Here is a 21,956-nt window from a genome sequence, read left to right as displayed (position 1 = left end):
TAGATAAAATGACTAAGATTCATTTTGTACATGAGGTATGAAGGTCTACACTTAACCACACCAAATTTAAGTGCCCCCGTATAACTTTGTGGAGATCACCATGTTTAAGGCTTTAGTTCTAAACCAAGAAGAAAAACGTACTCTTTCTGCAATTGAGCAAATTGACGAATCACAACTTCCAGAAGGTGAAGTGTTAGTTGCTGTTGATTACTCATCCCTTAACTACAAAGACGGCCTTGCTATCACAGGTAAAGGTAAAATTATCCGCAACTTCCCCATGGTTCCTGGTATTGATATGGCTGGTAAAGTTATCAGTTCAGAAGATGGCCGTTACAAAGAAGGTGCTGAAGTTGTTCTTACCGGCTGGGGTGTTGGTGAAAACCACTGGGGTGGTATGGCTGAAAAAGCAAAACTAAAAGCAGACTGGCTGGTTCCTTTACCAAAAGGACTAACAAGCAAGAAAGCGATGATGATTGGTACTGCTGGTTTCACTGCAATGCTATGTGTTCAGGCTATTTTGGACAGTGGCGCTAAACCAGAAGATGGTGAAATTCTTGTAACTGGCGCAAGTGGTGGTGTAGGTTCTGTTTCTGTTACTCTTCTTGCTCAGCTTGGCTATAAAGTTGCAGCTGTAACTGGCCGAGTAGAAACCAATGGTCCACTACTAGAAAAGCTTGGTGCAAGCCGTATTATCGACCGAACTGTATTTGAAGAGCCTGCTCGTCCACTTGAAAAACAAATCTGGGCTGGCGCTATCGATACTGTAGGTAGCAAGGTTCTGGCTAAGGTTCTTACACAAATGGATTACAACCGCACTGTTGCCGCTTGTGGCCTCGCTGGCGGCTTTGACCTGCCAACAACGGTAATGCCTTTTATTCTGCGCAATGTACGCCTTCAGGGTGTTGATTCTGTATCTTGTCCTGCTGAGAAGCGTATCGCAGCATGGGAGAAACTTTCTGAGTTACTACCTGAAAGCTACTATGAGCAGGCATGTACTGAAATTACACTGGAAGAAGCACCACAGTACGCAGAAGACATCACGAATGGTCAGGTAACTGGTCGAGTGGTTATTAAGCTTTAATCGTCGAACGTATCGATTTAAAAGTGGGTTGGTGGTGTTTGTACGGCAGGTATTCGCAGCATGGATGCTACCACCCAGAATTCACGCCATACGTGCAGAAGTATTATGTACTCGATGGAACAAACATACTTGGGCATGGATGCCCAAGTTTAAGCGCGCAGGATGCCTTGAGCGGTTTGTGGAATCGAGTTCATATTACTTTTAGCCTTCACCCCTCAAGCCCCAAATCCTCAACTCGCTTAGCAATCAACTTCCCACACTCTTCTTTAAGCAGGTTTCTCAACCATTCTTGAGATGGTGAGCGATCACAGCGCGAGTGCCAAATCATTGAGTAGTCAAATGGTGTGAACTGAAATGGTAATGGTTTTATTACCAGGTTATATCTGTCTGCCACCAAGTAGGCCAGATCCGCAGGTACGGTAATAATCAGAGGTATAGTGTCAATTACCGCCAAAGCTGATTCTAAATGATACCCTCGAATTAATACTTTTCTTGGCGGTTTATCAGCGAGCGCCTCATCAAGCAAAGCCTTTACGCCATCACTGATAGCGATAGTCGCATGAGGAAAGCTCAAAAAGTCATCGAGCTTCATCTCTTTATCAGCTAACGGGTGTTTTTTGGAAACCATACAAAACACGCCAACTTTACCAAGAATATCCCTGTGTAAAGGCTCAACCGATGTTGTCGGGCGACAGATAGCCAAGTCAGCTCCCTGAGTCGTTAACTGGTCGGCCAATTGATCATGCTGAAGCGGCAAGAAGTTCAAAGAAACATTGGGAGCTTCTTTATACAGTCTAGGTAATGCAAAAGGAAGAATCGTCTGCATCGCATAATCGGTAGTCGCAATAGTAAATGTTTGTTCACAAGAGTAGGCATCAAACTCTTTATCTGACAATAGTGATCGTATTGCTTCCAGAGGCTCTCCAAGAGAACTGTCGAACTCTAGTGCTTTTTCAGTAGGAAGTAGTTTTTGGCCCTGACGGGTAAATAGAGGATCATCAAGTAATTCTCGTAAACGCCCCAAAACCCGACTCATCGCCGATTGACTCAGATTAAGACGCAGAGCAGCCTTACTCACACTCTGTTCCTCAATCATAACCCTTAAAGCCACCAGCAAATTCAGATCACGTCGGTAAATATCTTCCAGTTCCACAACAGCAAGCTCTTTTAATTCTTAAAGATGGACATATACTAAGCGATATCTCTGGATTTTGGGCAAAAAAAATCCCGCCTTTCGACGGGGAAGCCCAAGAAAACTGGGGATAGTGCTGGAACACATTCGATAATGTTGCGCATTTGTTAATTAAATGTATACATAAAATTTACATTTGCCAAGTATTAATTGCACTTTTTTTCGTGCTACTTGGAAAAATCGCTATAAGGCAATGTTTTTCATAGAGTTAAACTGAGTAAATAATTGAGAGCCACACCCATGACCTTTAATCCTGAATTGGCAAACAAAATCTTAGAGGCAGAAGGATTGCGCTGCCCGGAGCCAGTAATGATGGTCAGGAAGACAATTCGTAACATGCAGGACGGTGAAATTTTGCTTATAAAAGCGGATGACCCATCTACAACACGAGATATTCCAAGTTTCTGTCGTTTTATGGATCACGAACTAATAGGTTCGCAGACTGAAGACCTTCCTTATCAGTACCTCATAAAGAAAGGGCTGAGTTAATTCTAAGTAACCAGAATGGTGACTGTATACAATTTCAAAAACGCATAAACCCCTCCATGGGGCTCTAACTTGCCATCCCTGGCAAGTAAGTTCTGAAATTGCACACAGCCACCATTTCACCCTCATCAGCATCAATAATTATTAAAAAAACCAAATATCTCACCCTTAAACTAGTAAATAAGCACTATTAGCCCTACTCCCTCGTGCAATATCCCGTTATACTTTATCGTTATTTTTTAATCATTCAGACAGAAGAATCGCGCGAACCTGACTATGCAAAAATACGATATCAAAACCTTTCAAGGTATGATCCTCGCGCTGCAGGATTATTGGGCACAACAGGGCTGTACTATTGTTCAGCCACTAGATATGGAAGTGGGTGCAGGTACTTCTCACCCTATGACGTGCTTAAGAGCACTTGGCCCGGAGCCAATCGCTACTGCTTACGTACAGCCATCACGTCGTCCTACTGACGGACGCTACGGTGAGAACCCGAACCGCCTGCAACACTACTACCAGTTCCAGGTAATTATTAAACCTTCTCCAGACAACATTCAGGAGCTTTACCTTGGCTCTCTTGAAGCTCTGGGTATTGACCCACAAGTACACGACATCCGTTTCGTGGAAGATAACTGGGAAAACCCGACTCTTGGTGCATGGGGTCTAGGCTGGGAAGTTTGGCTAAACGGCATGGAAGTAACTCAGTTTACTTACTTCCAGCAGGTTGGCGGCCTTGAGTGTAAGCCTGTTACCGGCGAAATCACTTACGGTATCGAGCGTCTTGCTATGTATATCCAGGGTGTTGACTCTGTTTATGACCTTGTTTGGGCCGATGGCCCTCTGGGTAAAACGACTTACGGTGATATCTTCCACCAGAACGAAGTTGAGCAATCAACGTACAACTTCGAGCACGCAGATGTAGACTTCCTGTTTACTTTCTTCGACCAGTGCGAGAAAGAGTGTAAAGAGCTACTAGAGCTTGAAACACCGCTTTCACTGCCTGCATATGAACGCATTCTTAAAGCAGGGCACGCATTTAACCTGCTTGATGCACGCAAAGCTATCTCTGTAACAGAACGCCAGCGTTACATCCTTCGTATTCGCAACCTGACTAAAGCAGTTGCAGAAGCATACTACGCATCACGTGAAGCTCTTGGCTTCCCAATGTGTAAAAAAGAAGGCGAGGAGAAGTAAGATGGCTAAGAATTTTCTAATTGAACTGGGTACGGAAGAGCTGCCACCAACACAACTTCGTACTCTTGCTGAAGCATTTGCTACTAACTTCGAAGCAGCACTTAAAGATGCTGACTTAGCACACGAAGGTGTTAAGTGGTATGCAGCTCCTCGTCGCCTTGCGCTTAAAGTTGCTGAGCTAGCTGAAGGCCAGCCAGACAAAGTAGTAGAAAAGCGTGGTCCTGCGGTTTCTGTTGCTTTTGATGCTGACGGCAACCCAACTAAAGCAGCTCAAGGCTGGGCTCGCGGTAACGGTATTACCGTTGATCAGGCAGAGCGTCTGAAAACAGATAAAGGCGAATGGCTTCTGTTTAAACAGGAAGTGAAAGGTAAGCCAGTAAACGAGCTTGTTGTGGACCTTGCAGCTAAAGCCCTGGGTAACCTGCCTATCGCAAAACCAATGCGCTGGGGTGACAAAGAGACTCAGTTTATCCGCCCGGTTAAGACTCTGACTATCCTTCTGGGTGAAGAGCTAATCGAAGGCGAAATCCTTGGTGTTGCTTCAGATCGTACTATCCGTGGTCACCGCTTTATGGGTGAGCAAGAATTCACAATCGACAGTGCTGACCAGTACCCTGCAATCCTTGCTGAACGCGGTAAGGTAATGGCGGATTACGAAGAACGTAAAGCGATTATCGTTGCGGATTCTCAGAAAGCTGCAGCCGCTGTAGGTGGTGTTGCTGACCTTGAAGATGACCTGGTTGAAGAAGTAACTTCTCTGGTTGAGTGGCCAGTTGTGCTAACCGCTAAGTTTGAAGAAGAATTCCTGAAGGTTCCTTCTGAAGCGCTGGTTTACACCATGAAGGGTGACCAGAAGTACTTCCCAGTTTACGATGACAACAAGAAACTGCTTCCTAACTTTATATTCGTATCTAACATCGAGTCTAAAGAGCCTCGCCATGTAATCGAAGGTAACGAGAAAGTAGTTCGTCCACGTCTTGCTGACGCAGAGTTCTTCTTTAACACAGACCGTAAGCGTCCTCTGATAGACCGTCTTCCTGAGCTGGAAAACGCAATCTTCCAGAAGCAACTTGGTACTATCAAAGATAAGACTGACCGTATCGCGGTTCTTGCTGGCTTTATCGCTAAGAAAATCGATGCAGACGTTGAAAAATCAACTCGCGCAGGACTTCTTGCTAAATGTGACCTAATGACCTCAATGGTATTCGAATTTACCGATACTCAGGGTGTTATGGGTATGCACTACGCTCGTCACGATGGTGAAGATGAAGAAGTAGCAGTAGCACTAAACGAGCAGTACATGCCTCGTTTCGCTGGTGATGACCTTCCAAGCTCTGGTGTTTCATCTGCTGTAGCAATGGCAGACAAGCTGGATACTATAGTAGGTATCTTCGGTATCGGACAGGCTCCAAAAGGTTCTGATCCATTTGCACTTCGTCGTGCATCTCTGGGTGTTCTGCGTATTATCGTTGAGAACGGCTACAAGTTAGACCTTGTTGAACTAATTGCTGAAGCTAAGGTTCTGTTCGGTGATAGACTAACTAACGAAAACGTTGAAACAGACGTACTTGAGTTTATGCTTGGCCGTTTCCGTGCATGGTATCAGGACGAAGGTTTCTCAGTTGATATCATTCAGGCTGTTCTTGCTCGTCGTCCAACTAAGCCTGCTGACTTCGATCAGCGCGTTAAAGCGGTATCTCACTTCCGCGGCCTTGATGCTGCAGAATCACTTGCTGCTGCGAACAAGCGTGTAGGTAACATCCTTGCTAAGTTCGACGGTGAGCTAGCTGAAGAGATCGACCTATCTCTACTTCAGGAAGATGCTGAAAAAGCACTGGCTGAAAACGTAGAAGTAATGACAGAAGCACTTGAGCCAGCATTCGCTACTGGTAACTACCAGGAAGCACTAAGCAAGCTGGCTGATCTGCGTGAGCCTGTTGATACTTTCTTCGACTCAGTAATGGTTATGGCTGATGATGAAGCGCTGAAGAAGAACCGTCTGACGCTTCTCAACAACCTGCGTAACCTCTTCCTGCAGATCGCGGATATCTCGCTCCTGCAAAAGTAATGGGGTAAACCCTTTGAGCTAAGCCCCGTTCAAAATAACGGGGCTTTTTTATACTTATAACAAAACTTTAAGGGCTGCTGGTTTCAATGGAACAAACATACAAGGGCATGGATGCCCTTGTTTAAACGACCATGGAAGGCTTGAGTGGTTTGTGGAATTGAATCCAGCGGTCCTTGCAACATATGTAGTCAGGAAAGCAAACATGCAATTTTCTAAATTTGGTGAAAAATTTAATCAGCACTCTGGAATAACTCAGTTAATGGATGATCTGAATGATGGTCTGCGCACACCGGGAGCCATTATGCTCGGTGGAGGCAACCCGGCAGCTATTCCAGCCATGCTCGATTACTTTCATCAGGCCAGCAGCGATATGCTGAACAATGGAAAGTTGGTTGAAGCCATGGCTAACTATGATGGGCCACAAGGTAAAGATGCATTTGTAAAAGCACTTGCTAGATTACTGAGAGAAACTTACGGTTGGGACATCTCAGAGAAAAATATCAGCCTGACTAATGGTAGCCAGAGCGCATTCTTTTATCTGTTTAACCTCTTTGCCGGTGAACAACCAAACGGTTCACATAAGAAAATCCTACTTCCGTTAGCACCTGAGTACATTGGATATAGCGATTCTGGTGTTGATGAAGATATCTTTGTTTCCTATCGACCAGAAATCTCTCTTTTAGATAATGGCATGTTTAAGTACCACGTAGACTTTGAAAACATCAAAGTGGACGAAACCGTTGCTGCAATTTGTGCTTCACGACCAACAAACCCTACCGGCAACGTACTTACCGATGAAGAGATAGAGAAACTGGATAAGCTTGCAAGAGAAAACAATGTTCCACTAATTATCGATAATGCTTACGGTACACCTTTCCCGAACATCATCTTTGAGGAAGTTAAACCGTTCTGGAATGACAACACGATTCTATGCATGAGCTTATCTAAGCTTGGTTTACCAGGTGTTCGATGCGGTATTGTTATTGCGAATGAAGAAGTCACCACAGCAATTTCCAATATGAATGGTATTGTAAGCCTTGCTCCTGGTGGTATTGGTCCTGCAATCGGTACTCATATGATTGAGTCTGGCGACCTGCTACAACTTAGCCAAATGATTGTGAAACCTTTCTATCAGCAGAAAGCACAACACGCAGTAGAACTGCTAAAAGAGCATATTGACGATCCACGCTTTAGAATCCATAAACCAGAGGGGGCGATCTTCCTATGGCTTTGGTTTGATGAGTTGCCAATAGCGACAATGGAACTCTACAAGCGACTTAAAGCTCGCGGTGTATTGATTGTACCTGGTGAGTATTTCTTCTTTGGTCAAGATACTAGCTGGCAGCACACTAAGCAGTGTCTGCGTATGAACTATGTTCAGGATGAAAAAGCTATGCGCGATGGCATTAAGGTCATTGCTGAAGAAGTATTGAAAGCCTATCAAGAAAACTAATCACTCTTAAATGCCGGATATCATGTCCGGCATTTTTCCTTTTCATACATTTCACTCTTTTCTTTAACTCAATCACAAAACGTACAAAAACCACTCAATTGTGATCTCCTTCGTAGATTTATTAATCACGTTACCGGTAACATTAACTATGTTACCGGGAACATTTAACCGGAATTAATCCAAAAACGAAAGGACTACCCCATGAAGCACACAATGAAAACTCTTACTACCGCTGTTGCTGCTGCTCTATTATCTACCTCTGCACTTGCTGCTGAGTTTAACTTCAAGTTTCAATCCAGTGACCCTTCTGGCGATAAAAACTTTCAGGTTCAAAAAGAATGGACTGAAACCGTAGAAAAAATGTCAGGTGGCCGAATCGAAATCGACCTGTTGCCAGTAGGTGCTGTGGTTAAACATACGGAAACATTAGACGCAATTAAAATGGGCGTTCTGGATGGTCATATTACGGCTACAGGTTACTTCTCTGGTAAAGATCCAGCATTTGGTCTGATTGGTAACATGGTTGGTGCATGGTCTGACACACGTCAGCTACTGCAATACATCAACTATGGTGGTGGTTATGAACTGATGACAGAGCTTTATGCACCATATGGTGTTAAGTACATTGGTGGTTCAACTACGGGCGTAGAATCATTTGTTTCTAAAGTGCCACTAAATGGTGTGGATGACCTGAAAGGCCTGAAACTACGTGCGCCTGAAGGCTTGGTTCAGCAGGTGTTTGCTGCAGCAGGCGCGGCTCCGGTTAACCTACCTGGCTCTGAAGTATTTACGGGTTTGAGCAAGGGCGTTATTGATGCGGCTGACTACACCGTATTCTCAACCAACCAGAAAGCAGGTATGAACGATATCGCGACTCACCCGGTACAACCTGGCTTCCACTCACTACCAACTATCGATATTTCCATGAGCCAGAAGAAGTGGGATAAGCTTCCTGTAGAGCTTCAGGAAATTATGACAGTTTCTGTACGCGACTTTGCTCAGGACATCACGACTCAGCTTCGTATTGCAGATGAAAATGCCGTGAAAGAAGCGCAGGCAAATCCAAATATCACAATTCATGACTGGCCTGCAGAAGAACGTAAGAAGTTCCGTAACATTGCAATGGGTGAATGGAAGAAGTTCGCAACTCGCTCGCCAAATGCGCAGAAAGTGTATGACTCAATTACGTCTTACCTGAAAGACGCAGGTCTTCTGTAATTCGTTCTGCCTCGGGAGGCGACAACGCCTCCCTAACTTCCCGGATATATTTTTATGAAAGACTCAGACACGCCAGTGGCTGAAATGCCTCATAACATTTTAGATAAAGTGATAGCAAAGATAAGTGAGCTATTAAGCCTGCTCTTTGTCTTTACCGTCATCATCTCCTTTTATGAGGTCGTCAGTCGTTATCTCTTTAACGCACCCACAATTTGGGTTCACGAAACTGCATCATTTATTGGTGGTTCTCTCTTTGTTGTTGGTGGCGCATACGCTCTGGCAACAGACAAACATGTTCGGGTTGTACTGATATATGACGCGGTATCACAACGCACCAAGCACTATCTGAATATCTTCCATCATCTTGCGGGAATGTTATTTAGCGGACTGCTGTCATATGCCGCTTACCAGATGGTAGAAAGCTCATGGTTTGCACCATGGGGGGAACTAAGACTCGAAACCTCCGGTACTGCCTGGAACCCTCCATTTCCAGCGCTTCTGAAAGGACTCATTCTGCTTATTGTAAGCCTGATGTTTATCCAGTTTGTGCTGCACCTGATAAATGAAATTAAGCAGCTAAGGGAAGAAAAAGATGTTTGATTTATCTTCTATTGGAATAGCCTACGGCAGCCTTTTGATGCTGGTGCTAATGATCGGGTTACTTCTGACTGGCATGCAACTAGCATTCGTAACTGGTCTGGTCGCACTTATTTTTACCCTTGGTTGGTTCGGTGTGGATGCACTTCCTTTGGTAACCAGCCGAATATTCAGCTTTGTTAACGGTTACGTATTCCTCGCTGTACCTATGTTTGTACTAATGGCAGCCCTACTCGACCGTTCAGGGATTGCCAGAGATCTCTTTGATGCAATGAAGAGTGTCGGCAGACGAGTACGTGGTGGCGTAGCGGTTCAAACTCTTATTGTTGCGGTTATTCTGGCTTCTATGTCTGGTGTTATCGGGGGGGAAACCGTTCTTCTCGGTATCCTCGCTCTGCCTCAGATGCTTCGTCTTGGTTATGATCGCAAACTGGCTATCGGGACAACGTGTGCTGGTGGTGCGTTAGGCACCATGTTACCACCAAGTATCGTACTGATTATTTATGGTCTTTCTGCTTCAGTATCTATCGGTGATTTGTTTAAAGCCGCATTCCTGCCTGCATTTATTCTGGCCATGTTTTACGTCACCTATGTACTTGTCCGTTGTAAGCTGAACCCTGCACTTGCTCCACTCCCCTCTGAAGAGGAGTTGGCTAAGGATGCACAAGAGCACCCAAGTTATTTTAAAGCTCTATTCTTCCCACTTCTTTCTGTTGCAACTGTTCTCGGCAGTATTTATACCGGGGTTGCATCAGTTACCGAAGCATCCGCACTCGGTGTTGTTGGTATAGCTATCAGTGCTGCAATTCGTAAAGAGTTGAACTGGAAGATGGTCAAAGAATCTGCCGTCGCGACCATGCGTACCTGCGGTATGATCATGTGGATAGGTATTGGTGCTTCTGCGCTTGTTGGTGTCTATAACCTGATGGGTGGCATCGACTTTGTAGAGCAGACAATTCTTACTCTGAGTGGTGGCAACGCCATGACGACCCTATTGATTATGATGGCAATCCTTTTTGTTCTGGGCATGTTCCTGGACTGGGTTGGCGTAGCGCTGCTTACTATGCCTATCTTCGTACCAATCATCACTGGTCTTGGTATGGATCCTGTCTGGTTTGGCGTCGTGTTCTGCCTGAATATGCAGGTCGCCTTCCTGTCACCACCATTTGGCCCGGCTGCGTTCTACTTAAAATCTGTCGCACCAAAAGATATTAGTTTAGGTGAGATATTCACTTCCCTACTTCCATTTATTGCCCTGCAGATCTCTGTACTGGCATTGGTTATCGCATTCCCTGAACTGGCAATGTGGTGGAAATAACCCCTACATAATAAAGAGGTAAAACTATGAAAAATAAATATGTAGTGATGGGGGTTTCAGGATGCGGAAAAACGTCAATTGGTATAGGTCTTTCTGAAGCTTTACAGATTCCGTTCTTTGATGGTGATGATTACCACTCAGAAGAGAACATCAGCAAAATGCAGAGTGGCATTCCACTGACAGACAATGACCGCCAATCCTGGTTAGAAACACTCAATGAGCTGATTCTTGATAAAGAAAGTCTTGTGGTGGCGTGCTCTGCGTTGAAGCCCGAGTACAGGAATATATTGAAGAGAGACTGTAACGAGCTGAAATTTGTCTTTCTTAAAGGAGATTTCGATACTATCTGGTCAAGACACAAAGCAAGAGAAGGCCACTACTTTCAGGGCTCTGCGATGCTGGAAAGCCAATTCTCAACATTAGTAGAGCCATCTGAAGATGAAGCAATTCATATCGATATCAGACAATCACCAGAAGAGATTGTTCAGAATATCCTGAACAGAATCTGAATCAATTTTGGAGCCCGTTTTGGGCTCCGGTCAATAACATTGGGTAAGTACAATGGACATTCATCCTACGGTAGCGCAGGTTGCCAGAAACATTGTTTCCAGAAGCAAAGAAAGTCGTAATAGATACCTGAAAACAGTCGAACAACAGCAGGTAAAGGGGAAAGCGAGAGCTTCATTAGCTTGCGGAAACCTAGCTCACACTATTGCTGCTTCAGAAGATCATGAGAAAACATCTATTCTGGATTTCACTAAAGTAAATCTTGCAATCGTGACCGCCTACAATGATATGGTCAGTGCCCACCAGCCTTACTTTTTCTATCCAGAGATGATAAAAAAAACATTATCTGAACTAGGTAATAGTGCTCAGGTTGCAGGAGGTATTCCTGCAATGTGCGATGGCATTACGCAAGGCAATGATGGTATGGAGCTTTCTCTGTTCTCCAGAGACCTTATTGCTCAGGCTACCGCCCTGTCTCTCAGTCACAATACTTACGATGGAACTTTATTGTTGGGTGTCTGCGATAAAATTGCACCCGGCCAGCTTATAGGTGCTCTTTCTTTCGGCCACTTGCCTACAGCATTTGTGCCATCAGGCCCAATGGCAACTGGAATCAGCAATGATCAGAAGACTTCCGTAAGGCAAAAGTTCGTTGCTGGTGAAGCTGACCGAACAGAGCTACAGGCAATGGAATGTCAGGCTTATCATTCATCAGGTACCTGTACCTTCTTCGGCACCGCTAATACTAATCAACTGGTACTTGAAGCTATGGGGTTAATGCTTCCAGGTTCGGCATTTGTTCCACCAGATAGTTTATTAAGAGAAAAGCTCACCGAGAAAGTCACACAACATATTGCCGCTGTAAGTAACACCAACAACAGCAGTAAATCACTGGCGAAAGTTGTTGATGAAAAGTCTGTAGTGAATGGCTTAGTTGCTTTGATGGCAGCTGGAGGCAGCACCAACCACACTATTCACCTTATCGCTGTCGCGAAAGCAGCAGGATGGATTATTAACTGGGATGATCTGGACGCTCTTTCAGAAGTCGTTCCACTTCTTGTGAAAATGTACCCCAATGGCAGTGCAGATATTAATGACTTCCAGCGTGCTGGTGGCGTTCCTGCATTAATGAATAACCTGCACCAGAGAAGACTAATCTTTATGGATGCAAATCCGGTATATGGTTCTATGGAGAATTATCTGACAACTCCGGTTATCGGTGAAAATCAGAGTTTAACGTTCCAAGAAACAGAATGTTCTCTCGATCTCAATGTAATCTCAGACAGCAAAAACAGCTTTAGGGCTACTGGTGGTCTAAAGCTCCTTAAAGGTAACCTTGGCAAAGGGATAATGAAGGTTAGTGCAGTCGCAAAGGAGCATCAGAGAGTGAGTGCTCCAGCCAGAGTCTTTGACTCTCAGCATGATGTAGAAACGGCATACAAGATGGGAAAGTTTACCGAAGATGCAGTCATTGTTGTTAGATATAATGGCCCTGCCGCAAATGGTATGCCCGAGCTTCATAAGCTGATGCCCATTATGGGGAATCTTATGAAACAAGGGCTGAATGTCGCTCTGGTCACCGATGGCAGGCTATCAGGTGCATCTGGTAAGGTACCTGCTGTTATCCATATAACGCCTGAAGCTAAACGAGGTGGTTTGTTGGCAAAAATAGCAGATGGCGATTTGATACAGGTGGATGGCATATCCGGCACAATAGATGTCCTACAAGATATCTCGCAGAGAAGTGAGTCTATCCCTGCTCTGAAAGACTCTTATTATGGCAGTGGAAGAGAACTATTTAACGTTTTTAGACAGGCAGTTTCCAGTGCAGACACTGGTGCGACTATACTCTAAAACGTATTAAACCATACAAAATCAATTTACTAATCAGGAAAGAATATGAACTGGTCACTATCTCCGGATAAAGTTTTTTCAGCATCACCTATCGTGCCAGTAATGGTCATCAAAGATGAAAATGACGCAGTGCCACTTGCGAAGGCACTTGCTGAAGGTGGTATTAATGTATTCGAGATAACTCTTAGAACAGAAGCAGCATTAAATGCGATAAAGCTTATCTCTGAGGCAATGCCAGAAGCGCTGGTTGGTGCTGGTACTGTACTTACTCCTCAACAATATGATGCTGCCGTTCTTGCGGGTTCAAAGTTTATTATCTCTCCGGGAGCACCTGTAAGATTGTTAGCCCATGCCGTGACTGGTACAGCTCCACTTATTCCGGGAGTCGCTACAGCAACCGAAATTATGACCGCGATGGATTTGGGATATGACCATATGAAATTCTTCCCGGCAGAAGCTAATGGTGGAGCGAAGGCACTGAAAGCAATTTCGGCACCTCTACCTCAGGTAAGCTTTTGCCCTACCGGTGGAATAAGCGTTACGAACCTGAAAGAGTATCAGGCTCTTTCCTGCGTTAAGACCGTTGGTGGTACCTGGATGATTCCGACAGACGCAATAGAATCAAAAGATTGGGCACGTATCACTAAATTAACAAGAGAGGCTATTGAGGCCGCTACTCAGTAAAAGCTTTAGCGCAGCAACAAATATTGTATAGGTTTGTAGTAAACATTTAACTCATTCTTACTTATACAATATTATGTTGGTAAACACCGATAATAACTAAAGAGACGTTTCAATATCTATGACAGCGAAAAAGCAGCGCCCCACTTTACAGAATATTGCTGATCAGGTTGGTGTAACGAAAATGACCGTCAGCCGTTATCTTCGCGATCCGGAAAAAGTGTCGGAAGCTGTGGGAGCTAAGATTGCTCAAGCTGTTGAAGAGCTCGGTTACGTACCAAACCGGGCTCCGGACATTTTATCCAAGGCCAAAAGTTATTCTATTGGTGTTCTGGTTCCCTCTCTGACCAACCAGGTGTTCGATGAAGTACTGCGCGGAATAGAGAGCGTTATAGAGCCCCATGGCTATCAGGCCATGCTGGCGCACTATGGTTACAGCAAACGTGCAGAAGAAAAGCGGATAGAAACGCTACTCTCCTACAATGTTGATGGCATGATTCTATCTGAAAGCTACCATACTGAGCGCGCAAAAAGGATGCTTAATGCAACAGGCATCCCGGTTGTAGAGATTATGGATTCGGCTTCAGAGCCGCTACAGCAGGCGGTTGGATTTGATAACACTAAAGCCAGTTCAGAAATTACTAATCTGCTTATTTCTAAAGGTAGAAAAAACATCGTTTATCTGGCCGCCCGAATGGATGAACGAACCAAGCAGAAAATCAAAGGGTTTGAACAAGCAGTCAAAGAGGCTGGATTAGAACCTAAAGTTGTCAGCACAAAAAAAGCGTCTAGTTATACTATTGGTGCAGAACTCACTCAGATTGCCAGAGAAAAGTATTCGCAAATAGATGCTATCTACTGTACTAATGACGACCTTGCTATCGGTGCCATGTTTGAATGTCTTAGGCAGGGGCTTAAGATACCAGAGGATATATCTATCGTTGGATTCCACGGGCACAATATTACTTCGGTTGTTAGCCCGACTCTTGCTACTGTTATTACGCCCCGTGAAGAGATGGGAAAAATCGCAGCAGAGCAACTGTTGAAAAGAATCATGCTGCCGAACGAACCCATTTCCGAGAAAATTATCGAGCTCGACACAACCATATCTATTGGTGAAAGCTTATAAGATCAAAAAAGAGCGCCCAACTGGACGCTCTTACTATATTAATTGGGGTTTAGTTAACTACTTTCCCTCAATTAAGTTACTTCCGTTAATAGCGATCTTACGTGGTTTCATCGCTTCAGGGATTTCTCTTTCGAGATCGACGTGTAGCAGACCATTTTCCATTGTTGCGCCAACGACTTTTACATAATCAGCTAGCTGGAATTTGCGCTCAAAATCGCGCTCTGCAATTCCCTGATAAACGTACTTTTTCTCTTCTTCGGACTTACGCTCTCCGCGAACAATCAGAACATTCTCTTTCTGAGTAATATCTAACTGATCTTCAGCAAAACCTGCTACCGCCATAGTAATGCGATATTTGTTTTCATCTTGCTGTTCGATGTTATATGGAGGGTAACCGTTAGAGGTATTTTTAGCTGCACTCGCTTCCATCAGATCAAACAGACGATCGAAGCCAATAGCATTGCGGTATAGTGGTGTGAAATCTACAGTTCTCATGATTCTATCCTCATAAATAAGCAATAGCCTTAAAATCACCAAACTCTTTTGTGGTGTCTAAGGTAGTTAGCCCAGCTCACTCCATAGGACGTGGCTGTCTAATTGCGGTATTAAATTGTGTGCTTTCCTTTTTTGCCATTCGCTTTCTGCTCTATTAGCTGCGACATGACTGGACAAGCGTTTCAGAGGTCCATTTGGCATCCCCTGTACTTTAAATATAGGTCCGAAAAATTGGGATTCAAGGGGTAGCAATGAAAATAGTTTAATTTTTTTGCTATTTAATTGAGACTCTGCAACTGGCTGAATTTATTATAAAGTACGCTGTAAATACATCCTTGTACGCTTGAATCGCAGCATCCATGCTGCAAACAACTTTTTAATAAACACAGCCAATTACAAGAGATTACTTCCATAAAAAACACCGCCCAAAGGCGGTGTTCTAAAACTACTATCTATATAGTTAGTTGCTCTAGTTGAAGCTGTATGGGCTGAGTTCAAGGAAAAGGCGCGGAGTTTACAAGTGTAAATGAGCACCTTTGACGCAGAAATCAGTTCATACAGCGTAAAATAGAGCGGCTAAACGTCCAGGTTAGCAACTTTCAATGCATTCTCTTCGATGAAGTTACGACGCGGTTCTACCTGATCACCCATCAGCGTAGTAAACAACTGATCCGCACCTACTGCATCTTCAATCGTTACCTGCATCATACGACGAGTTTCTGGGTCCATAGTGGTTTCCCAAAGCTGATCAGGGTTCATCTCACCCAGACCTTTGTATCGCTGTAGGCTTAGACCACGACGAGACTCTTTAACCAACCAGTTAAGTGCATCAGCGAAGTTAGATACTGCATGAGTGCGCTCACCACGTTTCACGTAAGCGCCCTCTTCAATCAGGCCATCCAGAGCTTCAGAAAGCGCGGCTAGTTTGCCGTATTCTTTCGTTGCAAGAAGATCCAGACCGATAACATGCTCATGAGTCACACCGTGAGTACGCACAACAATCTTAGCTAGGTTCACGTTTAGCTCTTCGTGCTTCTCAACTTCAAGGCTGTACTGGCTTGCACCAACTTCTTTGGCATTTAGCTGTTCCACAAGCTGTTTGCCCCAGGCTTCAACCTGATCAGCATCCTGACACATTTCTGCTGTCAGACGTGGAACATAAACCAACTCATGAACAAGAGCGCGTGGGAAACGACGAGACATACGATCCACCAGCTTCATACCGCTGTTGTACTGCTGTACAAGTTGCTCAAGCGCTTCACCGGCAATCGCTGGTACATTTTCGTTCACATGCAGTCCAGCGTTATCAAGAGCTAGTGAAACCTGATACTGGTCCATTGCATCTTCATCTTTGATGTACTGCTCTTGCTTACCTTTCTTCACTTTGTAAAGTGGTGGCTGAGCAATGTACACATAGCCGCGCTCAATCAGCTCAGGCATTTGACGGTAGAAGAATGTCAGAAGCAGAGTACGGATGTGAGAACCATCGACATCGGCATCGGTCATGATGATGATGTTGTGGTAACGCAGTTTATCCGGGTTGTATTCGTCACGACCGATACCACAGCCAAGTGCAGTGATTAGTGTTGCTACTTCCTGAGAAGAAAGCATCTTGTCGAAACGAGCTTTTTCTACGTTAAGAATTTTACCTTTCAGAGGAAGGATTGCCTGATTCTTACGGTTACGACCCTGCTTAGCACTACCGCCCGCAGAGTCACCCTCCACAATGTATAGTTCAGACAGTGCAGGATCTTTTTCCTGACAGTCCGCTAGTTTGCCTGGTAGGCCAGCAAGATCCAGAGCACCTTTACGACGAGTCATTTCACGAGCTTTACGTGCTGCATCACGAGCTCGTGCTGCATCAATAATCTTCGTACATACAATCTTAGCTTCGCCTGGGTTTTCAATCAGGAACTCAGACAGCTTTTCACCCATCGCAGATTCAACTGCTGATTTTACTTCAGAAGAAACTAGCTTATCTTTTGTCTGGCTTGAGAACTTAGGATCTGGCACTTTCACTGAAACGATAGCAGTCAGGCCTTCACGAGCATCATCACCCGATGTTGCTGTTTTCGCTTTCTTAGAGAAGCCTTCCTTATCCATAAAGCTGTTCAACGTACGAGTTAGCGCAGCACGGAAACCAGCAAGGTGAGTACCACCATCTTTCTGTGGAATATTATTGGTAAAGCAGTAAATATTCTCCTGGTAGCCGTCATTCCATTGCATCGCAACTTCTACAGCAATACCATCTTCACGCTCGAACTCGAAGTGGAATACTTTCTGAATGATTGGTGTTTTGTTTTTGTTCAGGTAATCAACAAACGCCTGAGTACCACCTTCATACATAAAGTGGTCCATTTTGTCTTCTTCGCGCTCATCGATCAGTTTGATTGATACACCTGAGTTAAGGAAAGAAAGCTCACGCAGACGCTTAGCAAGAATATCGTAGTGGAACTCAATGTTGCTAAAAGTCTCTTCACTTGGCCAGAAGCGGATAGTTGTACCAGATGCTTCAGTGTTACCTACAACCGTAAGTGGCGCTTTTGGTTCACCATGAGCATAAGATTGCTCAAAAATTTCACCAGCACGATGAATGGTCAAATCGACCTGCTTTGAAAGCGCGTTTACAACTGAAACACCAACACCGTGAAGACCACCAGATACCTTGTAAGAGTTATCATCAAACTTACCACCAGCGTGAAGTACTGTCATGATAACTTCCGCTGCAGACACGCCTTCCTCAGGGTGCATTTCTGTCGGAATACCACGACCATCATCGCTAACAGATACAGAGTTGTCGTCATGTATCGTCACAATGATATCGTTACAGTGACCAGCCAACGCTTCATCGATAGAGTTATCCACTACCTCGAATACCATATGGTGAAGACCAGTACCATCGTCGGTATCACCAATGTACATTCCCGGACGTTTTCTTACTGCATCCAATCCTTTTAGTACTTTAATACTCGATGAATCGTAATTTTCTGCCATGAGTTACTCTCTTCTTGGAACCTGTAAAACATTAACAGGCCGTTAATTTAGTTGCCCTATTTTGCCATGTTCCACATGGAACATCCTGCAGTTGTCATCCTGCATGTCACTAACCTGACTAGCGGTGATAGAGCTTACAAAAACCTGAGCGCCCGTTTGCTTTAAGCAATCGGCTAAGCGTTCTCGACGCAAGCTGTCTAGTTCGGAAGCAAAGTCATCAATTAAATAGATACTCTGCTTGCCGGTCATCTGAGTCAGATGTTGCCCCTGAGCTAATCGCAGTGCACACACCATCAACTTCAGTTGGCCTCGTGATAAAACATCCTCTACCGGAGTTCCATTCACTTTAATTTTTAAATCAGCCTTATTTGGTCCACTAAAGGTGTACCCGAGCTGCTGATCTCGCTCAAAATGCTTTTCAAGGATAGTTTTGTAATCTGTATCCTTTTCCCAGCCACGGTAATACTTAAGCTGGATATCAAACTCCGGAAGAAACGCTTTGCAGATTTCTTCTGCCACTTCCTTAAGCTGATTCACATAAACAGAACGCCACTCACTAATCGTCTCAGCTAACTGTGCCAGCTCCTGATCCCAGTAGCTCAGCTCTCTGTAACTGGTTGCGGTTTTTAGTAGCGCGTTTCTTTGCTTGGTTAACCGTTTAAGCCTTCCCCAGGAATCATAAAAACCGGGTTCGGTATGAAACACCCCCCAGTCAATAAATGCTCTGCGAAACTTCGGCCCATCGGTTAGTAAATCGAAACCTTCCGGATGAATTAGCTGAAGTGGTAAAACCTGAGCTAATTGTGCCAGCTTTTGTCCAGACTGACCGCCTATTTTAACCTCTGTTGAGCCATCGCGCTGCTTATTTATTCCAATTGGCAGCTCAAATTGATCCGGATTCAAAAAACGACCATGAACAAACAGCTCACTGCACTCATTTTGTATCACTCTACTGGTAAGAGAGCTCTTAAACGAGCGACCATGACCGAGCATATAAATCGCTTCCAGGACACTGGTTTTACCGCTTCCGTTAGGACCTATAAGAAAATTAAAGCCTGGCGACAATTCTATATCGCAGGCTTCAATGTTTCTAAACTGTTTGATAATGAGGCGTTTTAAAGGCATCTGAACTTAAAATGTCGTTACAGACGAATCGGCATCACTACGTACAGAGCGCTATCATCTTCAGCGTTTTCAACTAAAGCACTGGCATTAGCATCTGACATCGAAAGTCTTACCTGATCGCACTTAAGAGTATTCAGGACATCAAGTACGTAGCTTACGTTAAAACCAATCTCAATCGCTTCCCCCTGGAAGCTAACATCTAGAATCTCTTCCGCTTCTTCCTGCTCTGGGTTATTAGCGGTAATACGCATTTCGCTGCCATCAAGATTAACTCGAACTCCACGGAATTTTTCGTTCGACAGAATTGCAGCACGAGAAAATGCCTGCTTCAGCTCGTCACAACCCGCTTCTAGCGTCTTATTACTACTTTGTGGCATTACGCGGCGATAATCTGGGAAACGGCCATCAACTAGCTTAGATGTGTAAGTAAAGTTATTCACATCAGCACGAACATTTGACTGACCAATCTGCAGTGTGACCGGATTTTCCGGTGCATCAAGAAGCTTAACCAACTCCTGAATGCCTTTACGCGGAACAATCACCTGCTGTTTTTCAAAAGCAGCTTCTAGTGCTGTTTGCGCCACAGCCATACGGTGACCATCGGTAGCAACTGCTCGAAGAGTTGAGTCTTCAATTTCAAACAGCATACCATTCAGGTAGTAACGAACGTCCTGGTTCGCCATTGAAAACTGAGTTTTCTCAATAATAGAGCGAAGCTCTGCCTGAGAAAGCGTGATTTCAACTTCACTCTGCCAGTCTTCAATATTTGGAAAATCCGCTGCTGGTAAAGTCACAAGTGTAAATCGGCTTCGGCCAGAACGAACGATCACTCGCTCGCCTTCTAACGCAACAGTAATCACCGACTCATCTGGCAGACCACGGCAAATATCTAAGAACTTACGGGATGGAACGGTAATACTTCCCGTTTCAAAATCACCTTCCAGTGCAATACGTGCAACTAGTTCAACTTCTAAGTCCGTTGCCGTTAGCGATAATGTACCTTCTTCTACTTTAAGTAACAGGTTACCAAGAATAGGAAGCGTTGGACGCCCACCTAAAGCACCAGACACTTGTTGCAGAGGTTTAATAAGATGATTACGTTCAATGGTAAATTTCATACTGGTCTCTTTGTTTCCAACAAGTATTTCTGATTAAGAAGAAAGTGTGCGGATCAGGTTTGAATAATCTTCTTTAATGTCGTGACTCTCTTCACGAAGCTGTTCGATTTTACGACAAGCATGAAGAACTGTTGTATGGTCACGGCCACCAAATGCATCACCAATCTCTGGGAGACTGTGGTTCGTAAGCTCTTTAGCAAGTGCCATAGCCAACTGTCGTGGACGGGCAACGGATCGTGAACGTCGCTTAGAAAGCAGATCAGCGACTTTAATTTTGTAGTATTCGGCAACTGTCTTCTGGATATTGTCAATAGTTACCAACTTCTCCTGAAGCGCCAGCAGATCACGCAGAGCTTCACGAACAAAGTCGATAGTAATTGGACGACCAGTGAAGTTTGCATTCGCGATTACGCGGTTTAATGCACCTTCAAGTTCACGAACGTTAGAACGAAGTCTCTTCGCGATAAAGAATGCAACCTCATCCGCCAGATGAATCTGGTGGTCTTCTGCCTTTTTCATCAGAATCGCTACGCGAGTTTCCAGTTCTGGTGGCTCAATCGCAACCGTCAAACCCCAACCGAAACGTGATTTAAGGCGATCCTCTACCCCATTAATCTCTTTTGGATAACGGTCAGAAGTAAGAATAATTTGCTGGTTGCCTTCTAGCAGCGCATTAAAGGTATGGAAGAACTCTTCCTGTGAACGCTCTTTATTTGCGAAAAATTGGATATCATCGATAAGCAGTGCATCAACACTACGGTAATAACGCTTGAACTCTTCAATTGCGTTGTTCTGAAGGGCTTTAACCATATCCTGAACAAAGCGCTCGGAGTGCATATATACAACCTTCGCATTCGGGTTGTTATCCACAATCGCATTACCCACCGCATGGAGTAAGTGCGTTTTACCTAAGCCAGTACCGCCATATAAAAACAGAGGGTTATAAGAGACACCAGGATTATCAGACACCTGCCTCGCAGCTGCTAAACCTAACTGGTTAGATTTACCCTCAACAAAGTTATTAAACTTGTGTTTAAAGTTAACATTTGAACGGTGTGTGATATTGCTTGGTTCAGACTCATCATCCCAGGTTTTATGAACTGGTTTTGCTGCTTGTAACTGAGCAGGCGCAGATGACTCTGCAGCAACATCTGCTTTAGTCTTTTGTGGTGCTGGTTTTGGTGGCGGTGCTGAAATCGGCTTACTGCCAATCTCAAACCTCAGACTAGGGATATCGTTACCACAGAACTCCTGCAAAAGACGATTAATACTGTTCAAGTATTTGTCACGTACCCAATCCAAAACAAAACGGTTTGGTGCAAATAAGGTCAAAGTATTGTCACTGAGCTCCGCTTGTAACGGTCTTAACCACATACTAAATTCTGTAGCTGGTAGCTCTTCTTGAAGCTGTTGCAAACACTGCAACCAAAGCGAAGATGACAC

Annotated in this window: 18 protein-coding genes; 12 read left to right on the top strand and 6 right to left on the bottom strand. The window is 44.4% G+C overall.

The annotated features are described in order from the left end of the window. The first annotated feature begins 100 nt into the window (after positions 1-100). On the top strand, positions 101-1,081 hold the full coding sequence (locus tag SNR28_RS09580; protein WP_375752073.1) for an MDR family oxidoreductase: 981 nt from the start codon (positions 101-103) through the stop codon (positions 1,079-1,081). A 208-nt stretch (positions 1,082-1,289) separates the two neighbouring features. On the opposite strand, the gene SNR28_RS09575 is transcribed toward SNR28_RS09580, so the two are convergent. Beyond that, complete coding sequence (locus SNR28_RS09575; protein ID WP_375752072.1) at positions 1,290-2,234, bottom strand: LysR family transcriptional regulator; 945 nt, start codon at positions 2,232-2,234, stop codon at positions 1,290-1,292. Between the two features lie 279 nt (positions 2,235-2,513). Here SNR28_RS09575 and tusA point away from each other — a divergent pair, with 279 nt between their 5' ends. The 11 genes from tusA to gntR all read left to right on the top strand — a co-directional run bounded on the left by tusA (position 2,514) and on the right by gntR (position 14,781). After that, the gene (gene tusA / locus SNR28_RS09570) at positions 2,514-2,762 is read left to right on the top strand and encodes a sulfurtransferase TusA (RefSeq protein WP_375752071.1); all 249 of its coding nucleotides are present in this window, start codon (positions 2,514-2,516) and stop codon (positions 2,760-2,762) included. Between the two features lie 273 nt (positions 2,763-3,035). Next, positions 3,036-3,956, top strand: a complete 921-nt coding sequence (gene glyQ, locus SNR28_RS09565; protein WP_277825034.1) for a glycine--tRNA ligase subunit alpha — start codon at positions 3,036-3,038, stop codon at positions 3,954-3,956. 1 nt (position 3,957) lies between these two features. Beyond that, a complete protein-coding gene (gene glyS / locus SNR28_RS09560) occupies positions 3,958-6,024 on the top strand; it encodes a glycine--tRNA ligase subunit beta (protein WP_375752070.1) in 2,067 nt (688 codons plus the stop codon). Between the two features lie 202 nt (positions 6,025-6,226). Continuing rightward, entirely contained in the window at positions 6,227-7,477 is a 1,251-nt protein-coding gene (locus SNR28_RS09555) for a valine--pyruvate transaminase (RefSeq protein ID WP_375752068.1), read from the top strand. Between the two features lie 201 nt (positions 7,478-7,678). Further along, positions 7,679-8,695, top strand: a complete 1,017-nt coding sequence (locus tag SNR28_RS09550; protein ID WP_375752067.1) for a TRAP transporter substrate-binding protein — start codon at positions 7,679-7,681, stop codon at positions 8,693-8,695. 54 nt (positions 8,696-8,749) lie between these two features. Next, positions 8,750-9,295 carry a TRAP transporter small permease subunit gene (locus SNR28_RS09545; protein WP_375752065.1) on the top strand — a complete coding sequence of 182 codons (546 nt, stop codon included), beginning with the start codon at positions 8,750-8,752 and terminating at the stop codon, positions 9,293-9,295. Then, the gene (locus SNR28_RS09540; protein ID WP_375752063.1) at positions 9,288-10,610 is read left to right on the top strand and encodes a TRAP transporter large permease subunit; all 1,323 of its coding nucleotides are present in this window, start codon (positions 9,288-9,290) and stop codon (positions 10,608-10,610) included. The genes SNR28_RS09545 and SNR28_RS09540 overlap by 8 nt, the downstream gene beginning before the upstream one ends. Before the next feature lie 26 nt (positions 10,611-10,636). Beyond that, positions 10,637-11,119: a gluconokinase gene (locus tag SNR28_RS09535; RefSeq protein WP_375752062.1), complete on the top strand. Its 483-nt coding sequence runs from the start codon at positions 10,637-10,639 to the stop codon at positions 11,117-11,119. 52 nt (positions 11,120-11,171) lie between these two features. Next, the gene (edd, locus tag SNR28_RS09530) at positions 11,172-12,971 is read left to right on the top strand and encodes a phosphogluconate dehydratase (RefSeq protein WP_375752061.1); all 1,800 of its coding nucleotides are present in this window, start codon (positions 11,172-11,174) and stop codon (positions 12,969-12,971) included. A gap of 45 nt (positions 12,972-13,016) precedes the next feature. Further along, positions 13,017-13,655: a bifunctional 4-hydroxy-2-oxoglutarate aldolase/2-dehydro-3-deoxy-phosphogluconate aldolase gene (locus SNR28_RS09525; protein WP_375752059.1), complete on the top strand. Its 639-nt coding sequence runs from the start codon at positions 13,017-13,019 to the stop codon at positions 13,653-13,655. 118 nt (positions 13,656-13,773) lie between these two features. Beyond that, a complete protein-coding gene (gene gntR / locus SNR28_RS09520; RefSeq protein ID WP_375752057.1) occupies positions 13,774-14,781 on the top strand; it encodes a gluconate operon transcriptional repressor GntR in 1,008 nt (335 codons plus the stop codon). 57 nt (positions 14,782-14,838) lie between these two features. Here gntR and SNR28_RS09515 read toward each other — a convergent pair whose 3' ends face one another. From SNR28_RS09515 to dnaA, 5 genes are all read right to left on the bottom strand, one after another. Further along, positions 14,839-15,276, bottom strand: a complete 438-nt coding sequence (locus SNR28_RS09515) for an Hsp20 family protein (RefSeq protein ID WP_375752055.1) — start codon at positions 15,274-15,276, stop codon at positions 14,839-14,841. A 576-nt stretch (positions 15,277-15,852) separates the two neighbouring features. Continuing rightward, on the bottom strand, positions 15,853-18,270 hold the full coding sequence (gyrB, locus tag SNR28_RS09510; RefSeq protein ID WP_375752054.1) for a DNA topoisomerase (ATP-hydrolyzing) subunit B: 2,418 nt from the start codon (positions 18,268-18,270) through the stop codon (positions 15,853-15,855). 42 nt (positions 18,271-18,312) lie between these two features. Beyond that, positions 18,313-19,395 (bottom strand): DNA replication/repair protein RecF, encoded by a 1,083-nt coding sequence (gene recF, locus SNR28_RS09505; RefSeq protein ID WP_375752052.1) that lies wholly within the window; start codon positions 19,393-19,395, stop codon positions 18,313-18,315. Positions 19,396-19,412: 17 nt separating this feature from the next. Then, entirely contained in the window at positions 19,413-20,513 is a 1,101-nt protein-coding gene (gene dnaN / locus SNR28_RS09500) for a DNA polymerase III subunit beta (protein ID WP_375752050.1), read from the bottom strand. A gap of 33 nt (positions 20,514-20,546) precedes the next feature. After that, complete coding sequence (gene dnaA, locus SNR28_RS09495) at positions 20,547-21,956, bottom strand: chromosomal replication initiator protein DnaA (protein ID WP_375752048.1); 1,410 nt, start codon at positions 21,954-21,956, stop codon at positions 20,547-20,549.

It is taken from the genome of Vibrio iocasae (assembly GCF_042245395.1).
Classification (GTDB): domain Bacteria; phylum Pseudomonadota; class Gammaproteobacteria; order Enterobacterales; family Vibrionaceae; genus Vibrio; species Vibrio iocasae.
Note: the sequence above shows the minus strand (reverse complement) of the source record. Positions and strands in the feature narration are given on the sequence as shown.

Excerpts from the sequence above, each read along its gene's own strand:
- edd (WP_375752061.1), top strand. The coding sequence starts at position 11,172 with ATGGACATTCATCCTACGGTAGCGCAGGTTGCCAGAAACATTGTTTCC.
- gyrB (WP_375752054.1), bottom strand. The coding sequence starts at position 18,270 with ATGGCAGAAAATTACGATTCATCGAGTATTAAAGTACTAAAAGGATTG.
- SNR28_RS09525 (WP_375752059.1), top strand. The coding sequence starts at position 13,017 with ATGAACTGGTCACTATCTCCGGATAAAGTTTTTTCAGCATCACCTATC.
- dnaN (WP_375752050.1), bottom strand. The coding sequence starts at position 20,513 with ATGAAATTTACCATTGAACGTAATCATCTTATTAAACCTCTGCAACAA.
- SNR28_RS09550 (WP_375752067.1), top strand. The coding sequence starts at position 7,679 with ATGAAGCACACAATGAAAACTCTTACTACCGCTGTTGCTGCTGCTCTA.
- tusA (WP_375752071.1), top strand. The coding sequence starts at position 2,514 with ATGACCTTTAATCCTGAATTGGCAAACAAAATCTTAGAGGCAGAAGGA.
- recF (WP_375752052.1), bottom strand. The coding sequence starts at position 19,395 with ATGCCTTTAAAACGCCTCATTATCAAACAGTTTAGAAACATTGAAGCC.
- SNR28_RS09545 (WP_375752065.1), top strand. The coding sequence starts at position 8,750 with ATGAAAGACTCAGACACGCCAGTGGCTGAAATGCCTCATAACATTTTA.
- SNR28_RS09535 (WP_375752062.1), top strand. The coding sequence starts at position 10,637 with ATGAAAAATAAATATGTAGTGATGGGGGTTTCAGGATGCGGAAAAACG.
- SNR28_RS09540 (WP_375752063.1), top strand. The coding sequence starts at position 9,288 with ATGTTTGATTTATCTTCTATTGGAATAGCCTACGGCAGCCTTTTGATG.
- SNR28_RS09580 (WP_375752073.1), top strand. The coding sequence starts at position 101 with ATGTTTAAGGCTTTAGTTCTAAACCAAGAAGAAAAACGTACTCTTTCT.
- gntR (WP_375752057.1), top strand. The coding sequence starts at position 13,774 with ATGACAGCGAAAAAGCAGCGCCCCACTTTACAGAATATTGCTGATCAG.
- glyS (WP_375752070.1), top strand. The coding sequence starts at position 3,958 with ATGGCTAAGAATTTTCTAATTGAACTGGGTACGGAAGAGCTGCCACCA.
- SNR28_RS09555 (WP_375752068.1), top strand. The coding sequence starts at position 6,227 with ATGCAATTTTCTAAATTTGGTGAAAAATTTAATCAGCACTCTGGAATA.
- SNR28_RS09515 (WP_375752055.1), bottom strand. The coding sequence starts at position 15,276 with ATGAGAACTGTAGATTTCACACCACTATACCGCAATGCTATTGGCTTC.
- glyQ (WP_277825034.1), top strand. The coding sequence starts at position 3,036 with ATGCAAAAATACGATATCAAAACCTTTCAAGGTATGATCCTCGCGCTG.